General features: G+C 58.4%; 15 protein-coding genes and 2 pseudogenes. 7 read left to right on the top strand and 10 right to left on the bottom strand.

The annotated features are described in order from the left end of the window. Positions 1 to 70: 70 nt before the first annotated feature. The 4 genes from DJ69_RS14825 to DJ69_RS14810 all read left to right on the top strand — a co-directional run bounded on the left by DJ69_RS14825 (position 71) and on the right by DJ69_RS14810 (position 4303). Positions 71 to 937: a helix-turn-helix transcriptional regulator gene (locus tag DJ69_RS14825; protein ID WP_099256315.1), complete on the top strand. Its 867-nt coding sequence runs from the start codon at positions 71 to 73 to the stop codon at positions 935 to 937. 107 nt (positions 938 to 1044) lie between these two features. Next, positions 1045 to 2250 (top strand): ABC transporter substrate-binding protein, encoded by a 1206-nt coding sequence (locus tag DJ69_RS14820; RefSeq protein ID WP_099256314.1) that lies wholly within the window; start codon positions 1045 to 1047, stop codon positions 2248 to 2250. Between the two features lie 5 nt (positions 2251 to 2255). After that, positions 2256 to 3368, top strand: a complete 1113-nt coding sequence (locus tag DJ69_RS14815; RefSeq protein ID WP_099256313.1) for a FecCD family ABC transporter permease — start codon at positions 2256 to 2258, stop codon at positions 3366 to 3368. Positions 3369 to 3382: 14 nt separating this feature from the next. Beyond that, positions 3383 to 4303, top strand: a complete 921-nt coding sequence (locus DJ69_RS14810; RefSeq protein ID WP_218962330.1) for an ABC transporter ATP-binding protein — start codon at positions 3383 to 3385, stop codon at positions 4301 to 4303. 117 nt (positions 4304 to 4420) lie between these two features. On the opposite strand, the pseudogene DJ69_RS14805 reads toward DJ69_RS14810, so the two are convergent. Both DJ69_RS14805 and DJ69_RS14800 read right to left on the bottom strand, forming a co-directional pair. Next, positions 4421 to 4981, bottom strand: a pseudogene (locus DJ69_RS14805) (hypothetical protein); the annotation flags it as partial. 257 nt (positions 4982 to 5238) lie between these two features. Beyond that, positions 5239 to 6144, bottom strand: coding sequence for a hypothetical protein (locus tag DJ69_RS14800; RefSeq protein ID WP_099256311.1), 906 nt, complete (start codon positions 6142 to 6144; stop codon positions 5239 to 5241). 185 nt (positions 6145 to 6329) lie between these two features. Here DJ69_RS14800 and DJ69_RS14795 point away from each other — a divergent pair, with 185 nt between their 5' ends. Further along, the gene (locus DJ69_RS14795) at positions 6330 to 6761 is read left to right on the top strand and encodes a TRAM domain-containing protein (protein ID WP_099256310.1); all 432 of its coding nucleotides are present in this window, start codon (positions 6330 to 6332) and stop codon (positions 6759 to 6761) included. A gap of 65 nt (positions 6762 to 6826) precedes the next feature. Here DJ69_RS14795 and DJ69_RS14790 read toward each other — a convergent pair whose 3' ends face one another. The 4 genes from DJ69_RS14790 to DJ69_RS14780 form a co-directional block, all read right to left on the bottom strand. Then, the gene (locus tag DJ69_RS14790; RefSeq protein WP_099256309.1) at positions 6827 to 7174 is read right to left on the bottom strand and encodes a DUF6788 family protein; all 348 of its coding nucleotides are present in this window, start codon (positions 7172 to 7174) and stop codon (positions 6827 to 6829) included. A 232-nt stretch (positions 7175 to 7406) separates the two neighbouring features. Next, positions 7407 to 7574, bottom strand: coding sequence for a DUF7837 family putative zinc-binding protein (locus DJ69_RS19315; RefSeq protein ID WP_449404445.1), 168 nt, complete (start codon positions 7572 to 7574; stop codon positions 7407 to 7409). Between the two features lie 238 nt (positions 7575 to 7812). Next, entirely contained in the window at positions 7813 to 8229 is a 417-nt protein-coding gene (locus tag DJ69_RS14785; RefSeq protein WP_099256308.1) for an HVO_A0114 family putative DNA-binding protein, read from the bottom strand. Positions 8230 to 8329: 100 nt separating this feature from the next. Further along, a complete protein-coding gene (locus DJ69_RS14780) occupies positions 8330 to 8797 on the bottom strand; it encodes an HVO_A0114 family putative DNA-binding protein (RefSeq protein WP_099256307.1) in 468 nt (155 codons plus the stop codon). 75 nt (positions 8798 to 8872) lie between these two features. On the opposite strand from DJ69_RS14780, the gene DJ69_RS14775 reads away from it, so the two are divergent. Together DJ69_RS14775 and DJ69_RS14770 are read left to right on the top strand one after the other, a co-directional pair. Continuing rightward, entirely contained in the window at positions 8873 to 9226 is a 354-nt protein-coding gene (locus DJ69_RS14775) for a helix-turn-helix transcriptional regulator (protein ID WP_099256306.1), read from the top strand. Between the two features lie 235 nt (positions 9227 to 9461). Beyond that, positions 9462 to 10455 (top strand): annotated as a pseudogene (locus tag DJ69_RS14770) (IS630 family transposase). Positions 10456 to 10558: 103 nt separating this feature from the next. Here the strand turns inward: DJ69_RS14770 and DJ69_RS14765 are convergent. From DJ69_RS14765 to DJ69_RS14750, 4 genes are read right to left on the bottom strand one after another with little or no spacing between them, the layout of a single operon-like run. Beyond that, positions 10559 to 11662, bottom strand: coding sequence for a M24 family metallopeptidase (locus DJ69_RS14765; RefSeq protein ID WP_099256305.1), 1104 nt, complete (start codon positions 11660 to 11662; stop codon positions 10559 to 10561). Then, positions 11659 to 12441 carry an aspartate/glutamate racemase family protein gene (locus DJ69_RS14760; protein WP_099256304.1) on the bottom strand — a complete coding sequence of 261 codons (783 nt, stop codon included), beginning with the start codon at positions 12439 to 12441 and terminating at the stop codon, positions 11659 to 11661. The genes DJ69_RS14765 and DJ69_RS14760 overlap by 4 nt, the downstream gene beginning before the upstream one ends. Further along, positions 12438 to 14216, bottom strand: coding sequence for a hydantoinase B/oxoprolinase family protein (locus DJ69_RS14755; RefSeq protein ID WP_099256303.1), 1779 nt, complete (start codon positions 14214 to 14216; stop codon positions 12438 to 12440). The genes DJ69_RS14760 and DJ69_RS14755 overlap by 4 nt, the downstream gene beginning before the upstream one ends. Next, complete coding sequence (locus tag DJ69_RS14750; protein WP_099256302.1) at positions 14213 to 16261, bottom strand: hydantoinase/oxoprolinase family protein; 2049 nt, start codon at positions 16259 to 16261, stop codon at positions 14213 to 14215. Before DJ69_RS14750 ends, DJ69_RS14755 begins: the two co-directional genes overlap by 4 nt. Between the last annotated feature and the right edge of the window lie 120 nt (positions 16262 to 16381).

The raw sequence follows: 16381 nt of genomic DNA, 5'->3' as shown, positions 1-16381 counted from the left end.
GCGGATTCAACAGAGCAGACATGAGAAACCAGATAAGAACATTTTAGGCCAACCTAAATGATGGTATCTTATGACGGCCGAGTTCTCAGAGAAGCAGACGACGTGTAAGGAGGTGGACCAACTGGCCGAGAACACAGTCGAATACGTAGCGTTCCTCACTCGCTCGGAACACCGATTTCACGTGCTCGATCTATTAGCCGACGGCGCCGGCTCACGGGAGGAGCTACGCGACCAGTTAGACGCGACTCGGGTCACCTTGAGCCGAATTCTTGGTGACCTCGAGGACCGGGACCTCATCCAGCGAAGAACTTCCGATAGAGGGTACGAACTATCTTCCTTCGGCGAAGCTGTTCACCGCGATCTCGTTAGACTACAGGGAACGATAACGGCGGGACAGACCTATCCCAAGCTGATTTCGCGACTCCCAACCGACTGGTTCGACTTCGACCTCCGTTGCCTTGCCAACGGCGAACACGTCCACAGAAAGAGCGAGGACCCGCTTGCAGCCGCACGCGTCATCGCAAACGCCATCAGAGGTGGGTCCTCGTGTGAATCACTCGTCGGGACGTTCACCTCACTCCCGATGTACGGGTACGAACAGGCGATCCAGAATGGGACCGAACCCGAAGTGCGTGTGGTCTTTGATTCAAACGTGACTGAAACGATGGTGGAGGACTCGTCGCTACGCGCGAAGTGGCGGGAAATCCAGTCCCAGATTGACTCGACTGTGTATTTCAGTCTCGACGAACGTGTTCCCTGTACCGTCGATCTCATCGACGGCGAAACGGTGTTCTTCACTGTCGATCGGGATCAGGAGACCGGGTTCGACATCATCTCGTGTTCCCATCCTGACGTAGTAGCGTGGGCCGATCGGGTAATCGGTGAACACCGTGATCGTGCGGTGCCGCTCGTTGAACGGACGAACGACGTAGACTGATGAGGGTGAACACGTCGTGTCCTCCGTAACATGCTGTGAACATCGTTCGTACTGCGTCGAATCGAACAGCGATAATCAATAAGTTGTTTTAGGTCTACCTAAAAAGTATGGCACGTAGACGCCAGTTGCTCGCGAGTAGTGCTAGTTTCATCGCCGCCGGTCTCGCCGGCTGTGCTGGAAACTCTACCGACGGAACGAACGGCACAGACCAATCAACGAGTACGGAGACTGACGCTGGTACCACCACCGAGACGGAGAACCACGAAACGACGGCGTCGGACCCGACGCCGTACACGCTCCAGATGGAACCCAACGATCCATACACGTTCGAAGAGGTTCCCGAAACGTACGGCGTCGGCACCAGTCCCTTCATCGATATGGGGATGGCGCTCGGTATCCAGCCGACGGCGACCACCGGCCTCGAACGCGCCCCATTGAAGTTCTACGACCTGCTTAATCTTGGCTTCGACGAGAGCCAGATCACCAAGATCGCCAGCGATGCCGAGTCCGGCTACGACAAGGAGAACTTCTACGCCGCTGACGCCGATGTCTGGCTCATCTCGCAGAACAACATCGGTCGCTACGTCAGCTGGGACGACTCCGACTTCGAGAACGTCGAATCCCAGACCGGTCCGTTCCTCGGGACGACTCTGCGTTTCGCTCCCCAGTCCGCGGTTCAAGACGAACCGAACCCGTACACGATGTACGAGGCTTTCGAGAAGGTCGCGAAGATCTTCCAGCGCCCACAGCAGTTCGAGGCGTGGCAGTCGCTGCACGACGACCTCATGAGTACCATCGAGGAGGGGCTCCCGGCCCAGGACGACCGCCCTACGGTCGCCGCCATCTGGCGCGGCGTGGCTCCCGACTCCGGCCGGTTCCGCATCGCGCCGCTACATCGTCTCGGCAACAACACCAAGTCCTACTCCCGTCTCGGCATGCAGGACGCCTTCGAGGGCCAGTACCCGGACGGTCCGGTCGGCTACGAGGAACTCCTTCGCGCCGACCCTGACTACATCGGCGCCGTCGGTGGGCTCACTTCCCTGACGCACGAGGAGTTCGTGAACACCGTCATCGAACCCTTCGAGAACAACGAGAACGGCCAACAGCTCAGTGCCGTCCAGAACGGCAACGTCATCCGGAGTGGCGGTCAGTACATGGGCCCGATCGTCGACATGTTCTCCACCGAGGCCGTCGCGAAGCAGGTCTACCCCGGGGAGTTTGGCGAGTGGTTCGGTGCTGTCGGTGACATTCCGGAGAGTGAGCAACTCTTTGACCGCCAGCGCCTCGTCGACATCGTCAACGAGGACCTGTAGGATCAATGGTGGAACTGTTCGACCGGCTCGCGGACCGTAGAGCGGCAGCCAGTCACTGGTACGCCAGTTCGACGCTGGCGGGCGTCACGCTTGGGAGCATCGCAGTATTGGTCGGGGCGACACTCCTACAGGTGAGCTTTGGCGCGTTCCCGCTGACGCTAGGAGACGCGTGGGGGGCAGTCTTCGATCCCAGAATCCTGTTCAGCTTCGAAGCGTGGCGGGCGTTCCTGCTCGGCGCTGACAACCCCGAGTGGTTCACCCAGCAACAGCACATCGTCTGGAACATTCGCCTGCCGCGCATCCTCGTCGGCGTACTCGTCGGTGCGAACCTCGCCGTCTCCGGCGCCATCTTCCAGATTATCACCCGGAACGAGCTCGCCAGCCCCTACATCCTCGGTGTCAGTGACGGCGCCGGGCTCGTCGTGCTGGTCGTCCTGACGGCGTTTTCCGAGTTCCTCCCCTTCATACCAGTGCTCGCGGCGATCGGCGGTGGGGCTGCCTTCCTGCTGGTGTACGTTATCGCGTGGAAGAACGGCACCAGCCCCGTTAGACTCGTGTTGGCGGGTGTTATCGTCGGCACAGTCTTTGGCTCGGTGCAGCGCGCACTGTTCTTCTTCATCGACGACCTCAGCACTGTGATGTCCGCACAGGCGTGGCTCTCCGGGTCGCTGTTGAACACCGACTGGGGAGAGGTCCGTATCGCGCTTCCGTTCACAGTACTGGCGCTCACGCTCGCGTTTGTGGTGACCAAGGAACTGGACGTGCTAGCACTCGGCGAAGAGACCGCAGACTCGCTTGGGATGCCCGTCGAGAAGATGCGGTTCGCGGTCGCCGGTATCGCCGTACTGTCGACAGCGGCCGCCATCTCGGTCGCGGGCCTCATCGGCTTCGTCGGGCTCATTGTTCCACATATGGTGCGGAACATTGTCGGTGGTGACTCGCGACGGCTCCTGCTCGGGTGTCTGTTCCTCGGGCCAGCTCTGTTGGTCGGCGCGGATGTCGGTGCACGCCTCGCACTCAGCCCTATCCAACTCCCGGTCGGCATCATCACAGGGCTGGTCGGTGGGCCGTACTTCCTCTACCTGATGCGAAAAACCGAGAACCTGGGTGAAGTCTGATGGGGGAAAATAGGATGTCAGGTGAGTCCGGATCGAGCAACGAATCGATGGGTGATGGGGCAGACGAGCTGAGGTCGCAGCCGATCCTCAACGCAGACGAACTTGTCGTCGGCTATCCGAGTATCGACGAGCCAGTCATCGACGGGCAGACGCTCGCTGTCCCCGCGGGTGAGGTGACGGCGCTTATCGGCCCAAACGGTAGCGGAAAGTCGACGCTGTTGAAGGGACTCGCGAACCGACTAGAGCCCGACGACGGCCGCGTACTGCTGGACGGCCAGCGCGTCGACTCGTTCGAATCAAAGGAACTTGCGCGGAAGCTCGGCCGACTCTCCCAGCAGAACACCGCGCCGGACACAATCACCGTGGAGGAACTCGTCAAACGCGGCCGCTACCCCCACCGAGGGTTCTTCGAGTCACAGGCTGACGGTGACGGGGACGCCGTCGACGAGGCGATCGCGATGGCCGGCGTCAAACATCTCCGCGACCGCGAAGTCGGGACGCTCAGCGGCGGGCAGACGCAACTCGTCTGGATCGCAATGGCGCTCGCCCAAGACACCGATGTCCTGCTGCTCGACGAGCCGACGACGTTCCTCGATCCCCGCCACCAACTGGAGGTGATGCGAGTCGTGGAGACGCTCCGCGACGAAAGCGAGACAACTGTCGTGCTCGTCCTCCACGACATCTCGCAGGCGGCACGCTACGCCGACAGCGTGGTCGCACTTAAGCAGGGCTCGATCCACGCTAGTGGTCCGCCCGAGGTGGTTGTGACCGAAGACCTCCTCGCAGACGTCTTCGATATCGACGCGAAGGTTATTGAGACCGAACACGGTCCCGTGATGGTCCCCTTAAATCCGATCGATGCGAACCATCCGAGCCAAACGGGTGAGACGGAGGTGTTACAACGGGGAGATAGCAGCCGGAACGGGCAGGAGTGACGCGTATGAGACTCGTTTGACGGTGGGCTGCCTTCGCTAATCGTAGCCTACTCCATCTCTATAGCGCTCCACCTGTTCAGGGGATAGAAATAGCCCGACTATGTCACCGATGGGACGTCACCCCATCGCCTCTTGGAATCGCTCACGCAGCGCGTCCTCGTGTTCTTTGAACTGCTCGACTTTCTCCTGAAGGTCGTCGCTGACGCGCTCGATACTCGCCAGCGCTCGTTCGCCGGCCAGCGAGGCCTGCGATCCGTCGTCCCCGTCCGCCGCTAACTCCTGCTCGTACGCCTGTTCGACGCGCTCGATCGTGCCTTCAGGGTTGAGCAGGATGTCTTTGGCGATGCGGACGTACTGATCGAGGGATGCCCCCTCTTTCCCCTGGAAGAAGTGGGTGAGCGCGTACGTCGCACCGGAATGCAGCGTCCACATATCGATTTCGAAGGGGGACGCCGTATTGGCTTTTGCATCGTCGGCGGCACGCTCGGCCAGGTAGTCCGGGAAGCCCAACAGGGTGTAAAACTCCGTGACGGTGAACGGGAGCTCCGAGAAGTCGAGGTCGATGTCCTGTGCGTCCCGGATGAACTCGAAGAGGTCGTCGGCGACGAGTTCGACCTGTGCGAGGAGCTCCTCCCACCAGGTCCGGAAGTTCCGCACGTCGCCGACGTGATGGGTTATGAATGCTCTGTTGAATCCGCAGAAGGCGCCGGGATTGGGTCACTCTGTCCTCAGTTCAGGAGCGCTGTCGAGAGAATTCAGAGATGGAATCTTGGCAGAGAGTGGAAGGGTTGAGATCACAGGGTGGATCGATCCAACTCTTCGACGATGAGGAGCGAGATAATCGCGTCTCCAGAGATCGTGATCCACGTGCCGCCATCGGATTCAACAGAGCACACTCGGTCCATTGTCACGTCCCTAAAACGGCAGCGAGTCGGCTACTTGTACGGTGCTTCGAGCAGGTCGAACAGCGAGCCGTCGAAGGCGAGTCGGTTCGTGTCGACGGTCGCTTCGAGCAGGTCGATATTGCCTTTTTCCTCGACTTTCACGTCGGTGAGCGCGTCGATGAGTTGTTCGAGTTCTTTGAGCCGGCTGAGGGGCTGGTCACTGTACAGTCGCACGAACCGGACCGTCGTTGTCTCGCCGTCCGCCGTGTAGCCGTATCCGTTTCCGGTCACCTTGCCGGCGTCGTCGACCTGAAAGTCGACAGACGCGCTCGTGTCGAGCCCGACCGCATCGATGAGGTCCATCACGTCGCCGACCGCAGCGAGTCCGGGCGAGGATTCGCTCCGTTCCTGGACGATATTGCGAACGGTGTCTTCGTCTTCGACCTCCCCGAGACAGGCCAGTTCGCCGTCCCGGACGAGACCGTACTGGGAGTCGTCGTACTGGAGACAGTCGAACGGGCCAGCGGCCGCAAGCCTCGTGCTATCATTTATGTTAGAATCGAGGGTGGTCGCCGTTTCGGCCCGGGCCGTCTTTGCGTCGAAGCTCCCGCCACAGGCGCGGAGGTATGGGGTTCGAAAGAGGACATCCCCGTAGGTAATCGCCCACTCGATTGACTCGTCGTCGATGGTAACCTCCTCCAGCGGTGTCGTCCGGTCAGCCAGTGCGTCCGGGTGGAGGTGGTCGTCGAGTTCGGCCAGTCCGGCAGGAAAGTCGAACCTTAAGAAGCCGGTGATTTTTTCCGCCGTGTGTGTGGTCGGGTCGTACAGCCAGCTTCGTGGGGACGTGTCGTTCTCGTCGCCGAACCCGGGAAGCGCGCTACAGCCGGCGAGCGAACCGAGGACAGCTGTCGAGAGACCGGCGAGAGCGGTTCGGCGAGAGTACTGGGAGGGCGTCATAGGGGGCGTACCGCCGACCGTAATAAAATTCTTCTGTCCGGTTTCGCCGTAGTGACTCGATCTAGAGGAATTTCTCCGCCTGTACCTGTGCTCTCTATCCGGTATGCACTGGATTAGATTACCATCTCAAAGTAGCGCAAAACATGAGATTTAGATACGTTGAGTAGCTAAACTCGTGATACCTGATGGTCGAAATTTCTGATTCGCTTCGCTCTGTGTTCACCGCTCAAATCGAAGAACGTGACGGGTCATATATTGTGGATGTCCCCGCGAGTGAAATCGAACACGACGCGCTTGCTGCCGACGAAACGTATCGCGTCGCGCTCTTGACATCAGCATCCTCGACAAGCCAGGAGACTCAGGAAGAGCAACCCCAATCGGCTGCTCAAGAACCAACTCCGACGTCGGACGGTCCTCCCGTAGATGAGGGTGAAGTCCGCGACGTGACGATCGAGACGACGGGTGATCAAGGCGACGGCATCGCGAAGGTTGATCGGGGCTATGTCGTGATCGTCCCCGGCGGACAACCAGGTGATGAGCCGACTGTCGAGATCGAGCAAGTCCAAGAGAACGTCGCGTTTGCCACCATCGTCGAACACGACTCACAAGCGCTCTAACGCCGTTTTACTGGCAGTCGTCTATTTAATCGGCGTCGTCGAGATCCGGACTGTCTCGATCCACACTACTCACCTCCGGTTTTCCCAACGTACTCCGATTTCGTCGTCCCGTTCTCACGATAGTAGCGATAGAGATACGGGCCGTGCATATCTGTGGGATCCCCGCTAGCGCACTTACAACTGTCGTCGCCACAGGTAACTTTCTCTTTGACGACGGTCCCGCTTCCTGCGCTATCGGACTCCTCGACGGGCTCGGCAGTCTCGGGAAGCTCGTCGGTGTCGACCGATTGGTTGCGATACTCAATAAGCGCCTCAACGTAGTTCTGTATCTCATGGAGTGTCTCCGTATCCTGTTTCGGGAGACCCTCTGCGAGATACTTCGGAAGGGAGGTGGGTGGTGACGGCTGCTCCATACCTTATGTAACAACCGGAGCCATATTAGCGTTCGGATGATACATAAGGTACTAGGCCTTCTCTACCTACCGTGACCACTTCAGCAATGACTCGAGATCGTCGGCCGCAATCTCGTGAGAGCCACACTGTGGACATTCATCGACGTCTTTCTCCACGCTGTACCCACAGTGACAGCACTCGTGGTGCGTTGTCGATGAGGGCTCGAGCCTCACAATTTGCTGGATGAACTGTTTACTGAGCATCGGTGGGGTCAACGATCTCGCCACAGCTATGGCATTCGGCCCACACGCCTGTGTCGCCGTCAGCGGTCTCATAGTGGATAATTGCGTGCCGACCCGTTACCGTCTCGCCGCAGAATGAGCAGTCGCCACGGACTGTCTCTGGGTCATTAGGAGTCATTCTCACGAGTTTACGGGGCACTTCGAGGGGAGAGGGAGCGTGTGACACTGTTTTGAAGCTGATCTGGTTGTTGAAACCGACTCAGCGGTGCTCCCTCTCCTCAATATTTGAGACTCTGTGACTTATGCTTCGGGCGAGCGGGGCGAAAGTACTGTTCTGGGCCAACAGCGTGATTGCGAGTCGTGGATAACCATCGCACGAGAGTCCCATAGTACACTCGGAGAGAGGTGAGTGGTGACTACGCGCCTGCGGGAGTACCATCGGCGTCGCCGCTATCGATAAGCGGGTAGTCGATGTGGACCTCGATGCGGTCGAACGGAACGACGGGTTGAATCGAACCGCTGGGCCCGCCCTCTTCGAGCGTGAGGATGCCCAGCACTTCCGGCTGCTTCAGGTCTGAGTGGACGTCGGACACGTCACGCTCGACGAGGCGCGCTGCCTCGCGAATGCTCTCAGGCGCCTCTTCTGCGATCGCCCGGATGAGCTCAAGGCGCAGCGACGTGAGACTGTCGACAAAGTCGTCGTAGGTGCCGAACTGAAGTGTTGCCTTTCCGTCCTGTTCGTCGAGATCGTCGGCCTCAACGTCTTGGACGAACTGGAGCGCGTCCTCACGGAGTTGTTCTCGGTCGACGACGGTGATGTGGAGTGTGGTCATGGTCGGGGTGTCGTGTGTCGGTATTCGATCAGTGCGGCCGGGGCGGGTCGCCGCCAGCGGCGGTTCTGTGTGCCGGAAAAATGCCCTTCCACAACGTCGGTTAGGCCGATGCGGCCGACTCTGACCCCTCACGGCGGGGGAGACCGAACTCGACTTCGATCCGGACCGTGTCGTAGGGGACGTATGGCTTCTTCGCGCGGCCGTCTTCTTCGAAGTAGATGATGTCGTACTCGGCCAGCAGGTGAAGATCGTCGTGGACGTCGTGCACGTCACGATCGAGACGGTCGACCAACCCGCGGATACTCTCTGGAGGGTGCTCCATCACTGCTTCGAGCAGCTCCATCCGCCGGTCGGTCAGCAGCTGGCGGAGGCGCGCGCGGTCTTCGAAGTTGACGACGTGTGGAACCCCCCTGCCGTCCTCCCACTGTCCGGCGCGCTCGATGGCTGCCGCCTGCGCCTGCTCCGCCGGGAGCGAGGTGATGCGGAGGGTCGACGGGTATTCGACCTCGCCCGGGTCGGGCGTGAATTCGTCGTGCGTTGGTTCGGTGTCAGTAGGTTCGTTGCTCATAGATTTTGCCAATCTCATAAGGAGTGTTAGCGACAGAAAAAACGATTATAATGGATACACGTTAGCTGTTGGAATATGAGTGCGTCACAGGGTAAAACCGATCTATCGGCGGACGAGCGTGCGGGTCTTGAACTGGTCCGTGAGACGGGTGGGATTCACCAGAGCGACTTTTGGAAAGAGCTGAATGTCTCTTCGCGAAAAGGAAGCCGAATAGTCGAAGCGCTTGAGAGTGCCGAGCTGATTCAGCGTGAAGAAGCGGTGTACGAAGGTCAACGGACCTACTATCTCAAACCAACAGCATCTGATCTTGACTTTTCACTGTTGATGGCGGGTGACATGCTCTCGCCATTTATTGGTGAGGAAGACATCGATCCGCTGTCAGACGCCTTCTCTCAGTGGCTGATGAACCTCGCGTACGAGGAAGAGTGACTCTGTTCTCGATGACTTCTGACAGCTCTTAGTTACCAAATCTCACACTTTTGTATCAGGACGTCATAGAATAGTTAGCGTACCCCTCTTTTTCCTCTCGGATTATTCAATACAGGAATGTATCTATCGGATAGAGCCAACCTAGTCCACAATTCTCCGTAGTATGTGTTCGACAATCGAATAAGAACTATAGTAGCCGTTAGAACTTTCCGCACGGCAGCTTGTACAGTACCTAATGGATCATCTCGACGAGATTTCCGTCGAAGAACTCCAAGACGCGCTTGACAACGTCGACGGAAAAAAGCCGACGCAACGGTTGTTAGCTGCGATCGCGTACAAAAACGGCGTTACGCAGACTGAACTTGCCGAGTGGCATGACACCGGCCGACGAACGATCTACAGCTGGCTCAACCGACTCGATACTGACGAGCCGCTTGAACAGGCCGTTACTGATGCTCATCGATCTGGTCGAAAGCGAAAGCTCTCAGAAAAACAGCAACAAGAGTTCGAAGAGACAGTCCACGAGCCACCCGAAGAGATCGGCTTTGACGCGCCGGCGTGGACGCCGGCGCTTGCCCAAGAGTTTCTGGAAGAAACGTACGACATCGGGTACTCGATCCCAAGTTGCCGGCGGTTACTGAAAGAGGCGGGATTGAGTTATCAAAAACCACGCCGCTCAGCCGCGGAACCCGACGAAGACGACCAAGAAGCGTTTCACGACGAGATCAAAAAAAGCGGCGGGGAATGGACGCCACAGTAGTCTGTATCGATCAAACCAAGAAATCTGTCCAAGTCGAGCTGCGTGCCGCGTGGTTTCCGCGTGGCCCTCGGTCGAATTATCCGGCCAACGGGACTGGACGTGCTTATTAGGTGCGATCACCGAGGACGAGGAGCGCTTTTTCTCTCGGATCACAGAGTATATCACCGTTGATCACGCAAGACATTTCATTTTAGAACTATGTGGCGAATTCGAAGATAATCTAATCGTCGTGCTCGATGGCAAACCACATTTTCAGGTATCGGCCGTCACGGATCTAGCGGCCCGTGATGACCTCGCCTTTGTGACGCTCCCGTCATATTCGCCGGAGTTGAACCCTGTCGAAGAATGCAGGAGACAGCTTCAAGCTGCACTCAACAACCGCTTCTTCGACTCACTCAGCAGGCTTACAACAGCGATCGACACCGCTCTTGAACAACTCTCGGTCCCGAAGGTGAGTGATTATTTCTAACGACTACTATATCTCCCAAATGCGAAACTACTGCTAGGGTTATCGCCGACGGCCCCCACTTCGATTACAGTGAGCGGTGTCGGCACTGCTTCGCCGACAGCCTCTACACTTGCCAATCGCGACTGGAATTGTTCAAGCGCTCACATCCGTCCGTAGTGACGACCACAATATCCTCGATACGAACACCGAATTTACCTTCGAGATAGACTCCAGGCTCTACAGAAAAGACCATGCCTTCCTGGAGTTGTTCATCGTTTCCACCCACGATATACGGATCTTCGTGGACCTCGAGGCCAAGCCCATGCCCCGTTCGGTGAATGAACGCGTCACCGTAGCCCGCATCTACGATAACCTCGCGTGCTGCAGCGTCGACGGCTTCAACCGGTACCCCAGGCTGAACCGCCTCGACAGCCACCTGTTGGGCCTCCCGAACAACTTCGTGGACCACCTCGAATTCAGCAGGCGGATCACCACCGAATACGACAGTCCGTGTCTGGTCGCTCGGATACCCTCCGATTCGAGTACCGAAGTCTAAGACAACGGGGTCACCAAAATCGATCTCCCGGTTCCCGTGTCGGTGGTGTGGTTTCGCGCCATTCGGCCCGCTACCAACGATCGGCGCAAACGAATTTTCTTCGCCACCATGTGTAGTGAGCCGGTCCTCGATGTACGCTCCAAGTTCCGCTTCTGTCATACCAACAGCGTCTGACCCGAGGTTTCGGACATCCGCGATAGCTGCGTCTGCAGCCGCACCAGCGCGCCGAATCGCACCGATTTCTGCATCGGATTTTTGAACGCGCAGCTCACCGATGACTTCACTGGCGAGCCCGAAATCAGCTTCAGGGAACGTTTCATGGAGATCTATGGTGAATTGCGCCCACATTCGGTCGTCGACAAGAAGACGTCCCTCACCGATGCCCAGATCGTCTGCGACCTCCGCGACCAACGCGAGTGGGTCACCACCGTCGCTGTACGTCCGGACATCGTCGACCCAGGAGTCGTCCTTGATGTGAGATTTGTAGAGTTCGGGTGCGACGAACGCAGGCTCCCTGTTTTCTCCGAGGATCAGGAACAGATGTCGTTCCATCGGCTCGTCTGTGAACCCGGAAAGGTACTGCATATCGACGCTTGGGAACAGCATGAGCGCTTCCGCGTCTTTGACGGACAGCTGTTTCTGGCAGGCTGCCAAGCGATCTTCGTAGTTCATGGGTTCTCACCCTGCGTCCAGACATTGGCGTTCTCGTAGTCGTCCTTGATTCCCCAGTCGGAGATCTCGGATAGCGGGGGTGACTCGTACTCGCCCGCCTTGCTTTGTGTCCAGCCGAACGTGGCGAGGTCGGCAAGCAGTTCGGCGAACTTGAATGGTGCCGTCACTGCATCCAGAACTGGGACCCCGAGATCCGCCTGGAGATCCTCGTAGAACCCGTACTCAGCGGTACAACCAAGGATGACGACCTCGGCGTTGTCTTCTTCAACGGCCGCGGTGGCGGCCTCACGGAGGCGCCGCTCGGTCGTCTCCGGATTGGCTTGGAAATCCAGGATGCCGAGGTCAGCTGTTCGGAACGATGTGAGGTGCTCGCCGAACCCGTATTTTCGGACGCGGTCACGCATCTGGGGAACCCATTTCTGTCTACCGACCACGACCGAGAACGAGTCTCCAAGCGTCGTCGCTAGGTGGGTCGTTGCCTCGGCTGGCGCCGCAATTGGCATCATGTCACTGACTTCTCTGGCTTCCTCCAGTGCGAGGTCATAGAAACATCCGATGATGCTAGCGTCGTACCCCTCATTTTCGGCGTGTTTGACCTTGTGCAAGACATCCGGTGTGACGAGAGATTCATAGTAATGGTACTCGAGGTGGTGAGGGCCACGATCGAGCGCTGCGACATCGACGTTCGTGTTGGGTCGACCGACAGACCGGAGGATGTTCTGGATATCCCCTGAAAAGTCGGCGTGGGCTACCGGGTCGATCCAGAGAATGTCCGTCATTGGTCTGTTCGCAGAACCGCGGTAGCTTCTTCGTCGATCTGTCCATCTTCAGTGATTACGACCCCGTACTGTTCACGGGCGCCCTCCCGAGAGACGTAGCCGTCACGGAAGTCCTCAAGGACACGCACCGGATCTCGATCGACCGGGTCACCGTAACCGGCGCCACCCGCGGTCCGGTTCGAGATGACTTCGTCGGGCACGAAGTTCCCACGGAACATCCCGACGTGCTTGCCGTCTTCGCCCTCGTAGAGATGGTCGTTGTCGACGAGTGTCTCGACGCGGTCATCGAAGTCGTCCTCATTAGAGTCAAGGACGACGACGTTTTTCTTTCCAGGTTCACCGCCGTTGAGTCCCCAGTTCTCGGTGCGAGTTTTCTGGACAATCGAGAGTGCACCGACCGGCTCGAGCACGCGGAAGTCACGCTGGATGCCGAGGCCACCACGGTGTTGACCGGGGCCGCCAGAATCCTCACGCAGCGAGAGCTGGTCAAACCGGATCGGGGCCTTGTTCTCGAAGACTTCAATGGGAATGTTTCGGACCATCGTCTCACTGATGTGCATGAGCGCATTCTCGCCGTCGTGGTCGATGCCGGCGCCCCAGCCGACGCCCTCGTTGTTCGCTTCGACGAACGGCCGACCGGTGTCCGGATTCTCCCCGAACAGCATGATGTCCGCAAGGTCGCCGCCGGTGCTCGCAGGGACGCGGTCGGGCATGCCCTTTGCGAGCGCCTTGTAGACGACGTCGATGGCAACGATACCGGCCCACACAGTGAACGTCGGCGCGGGGTAGCTCGCGTTGAATATGTTGTCCTCGGGTGCGTGCATCGTGAGCGGCTCATACTGGCCGCCGTTGGAGTCCCCTTCGGGTGTCGTCAGAGTCTTGAACGTGAGTTTACAGATCGTTTCAGACATCCCTGGTGGAATATTCAGGGGTTCGTCAACTTCGCCAGAGGATCCAGAGAAGTCGACAGCAAACTCGTCGCCGTCGATAGTGACCTCCGCGCTGAGTTTGATGAGATCGTCGTCGTTGCGACCGACGCCGTCCGCATACCCCGTTGCAGACCAAGATCCATCAGGGAGACCCTCCACAGCTTCGCGTGCGGTTTGTTCGCCGTGGTCGAGAATCTTGTCTACAGCTGATTCGACGGTATCGTCGCCGTATTTCTCGTAGAGCTCTTGGAGACGTTGTTCGCCCGTGCGGACGGCTGCAACCTGGGCGTTCAGATCGCCCTCGACTTTCTCCGGCATCCGAGAGTTGAACCGGATGATGTCCATGATTTCTTCGTCCGGCTCACCTTCCTTGTACACTTTCGTTCCAGGGAAGAGGACGCCCTCCTGGTGGACATCGGTGGAGTCAAGCACGTACCCGGAGTCTTTCGCACCGAGGTCGAGCCAGTGGGCACGACACGTCGTGTACCCGATGAGTTCGTCATTGTGAAAGACGGGCGCGAACAGCAGCACGTCGAGAGTGTGCGTGCCGCTCCAGTACGGGTAGTTCATGATGAACACGTCGCCGGGGTTCATGTTCTCTTCGCCGACATGTTCGACGGCTTTCTCGATGCCGTAGTCGTTGGCACCCAGGAATAGCGCCAGTCCTGGGGAGTCTGCGATGAGGTTCAGGTCGCGGTCGAAAATCGAGATTCCGAAGTCGAGAATCTCGTAGATGATGGTGTTGTACGCTGTCCTGATGAGTGTGCGTTGCATCTCGGTCGCGGCGGACGTGAGGTAGTTTCGGACGACTTCAACCGTCGCCGCGTCAATGTCTTGAGTGCTCATTGTTCGTCCTCCGTGGTGATGATGATGTGGCCGTATTCATCGATGGTCGCAGATTGGTCAGAGTGGAAGACCAGCGAGGTCGTGGGTTCGGTGACAACTGCCGGGCCCTCGAGTTCGTCGCCAGGCGCGAGGATGGCGCGCTCGTAGACATCGAACTCTCGGAACCCGTCCTCGGCGAAACAGTACGCCTCGCGGGTGTCAGATGGCTGGAGGGTGCCGTCGCTAGCTTCCTGACGATCGAGACTTGGTTTGTCATTCTCACCGATGGCCCGGACTCGAAGGTGGACGACTTGTACAGGATCGTCCATTGTGTGTCCGTGCCGTGTTTTGTGCTGGGTTTCGAATCGATCTGCGAGTTCGTCAAGGTCTTCAATGCCGTCCGCGTTAACTTCGACAGTGTGCTCTTGTCCGTGGTACCGCATTTCGACAGTTCGTTCGAGCGTCTGGCGATCTTCACTGATGCCTTCCGAAGAGAGCGTGTCTCGGCCGTCTGCTTCTAAGTCGGTGAATGCCTCGTTGAGCATGTCGAGGTCGACATCGCTGAGGACGGCAATGTGCGTCTGGGAGAAGTCATAGACGACGTCGGCCATCAACATGCCCCACGCGGAGAATACGGAGGGGGCCTGTGGAACAAGCACTTCATCGACGCCGAGTTCGCGCGCGACGAGCGGGACGAACATTGGTCCAGCACCGCCATAGGCGACCATCGAGAAGTCGCGGGGGTCGAGGCCTTTCTCGACAGTGATTTCGCGGATTGCGCCGACAGTGTTCGCGAGAGCGACGTCGAGAACGCCGCTACTCGCGCCCTCAACGGTCGTGTCGAGGGGATTGGCGAGTTGGGACTTGATGCCGTCGATGGCGGCCTGTTCGGCTGTGTCCATCTCACCACCGAGAAAGTCCGCAGGGTCGAGGAAGCCGAGTGCGAGGGCTGCATCGGTGACGGTTGGCTCGGTGCCTCCGTTGTTGTAACAGATCGGGCCAGGATCGGCGCCGGCGCTCTCTGGGCCGACCTTGAGGAGATCGCCGTCCAGCCAGGCGATGGATCCGCCACCTGCACCGATGGTGCGGATGTCGTAGACGGGGATGAGCATCGGCTGGTGTTCCAGCGTGGAGTCATATTTCACGACTGGGGAGCCGTCTTCGATGACAGCTGCGTCGAGGCTGGTACCGCCCATGTCGACGGTGATGAGGTCGTTACGACCAGTGACATCACCGACATGAGAGGCGCCGATGAGTCCGCCGGCTGGACCGGAGAGAATAGTGTTGACGGGCGCGGCTTTGGCACTTTCGGCGGTTAGTGTGCCACCACCGGATCGGGTTATAAAGAACGATTCGTCGAAACCTTCGTCGGCGAGCGCGGCGTCGAGAGTGTCGACGTAGTTCTCGAAGATTGGCTTGATATAGCCGTCCAGGACGGCGGTACTGGTGCGTTCGTATTCGCGGTATTCGCCGGTAATGTCACTGGAGACGGAGACGCTGACGTCCGGGTAGGCGTCTCGGACGACATCAGCGGCGGTTTGTTCGTGTTGATCGTTCTGATAGGAGTGAAGGAAACAAATGGCGATGGAGTCGACGCCATGGTCTTCGACAAGTTCCGTGGCGGCATCTTCGACAGCTCCCTCATCGATTTCTTCGACGACGGATCCGTCCGAGTTGAGCCGACCGGGAACCCCAAGTCGGCGTCTCCGGGGGACCATCGATTCGGGCTTCTGGTAGTTGATGTCGTACATCGAGTCGCGCTCAAGGTTGGTGCGCGCAATCTCGTAGACATCGGAGAAGCCTTCGTTGGTAATAATTCCTGTGCGAGCGCCGTCGCGTTCAAGGACGGCATTAAGGCCGAGAGTAGTGCCGTGGACGAAAGCCTCGGTATCGGAAAGGTTGACGTTGACTTTGTCGATTGAATTGAGGACGCCATTACTAGGTTGTTCGGGGGTCGTTTCTGCTTTCTCGAGGTTGACTTCGCCGGTATCGCGGTTGAACGCAATTGCGTCGACAAAGGTGCCACCGATGTCGACCGCAACTCGTTGTGTGTTGTTCTGTCGCACGTCATAGCCGTTTCGTGTATTCCTATATATTGCTTTCCCCCGGATGGTTCTATTTCGCAGTCTCAAGCATCCGATTTGTATGGAATATATGATATTTCCCCCCGACTAGTAGCTTTCAGA

Origin of the sequence: Halorubrum persicum (assembly GCF_002727125.1) — an archaeon.
Lineage (GTDB): Archaea > Halobacteriota > Halobacteria > Halobacteriales > Haloferacaceae > Halorubrum > Halorubrum persicum.
The sequence above is the reverse complement of the archived record's forward strand: the minus strand, read 5'-3'. Positions and strand labels throughout refer to the sequence as shown.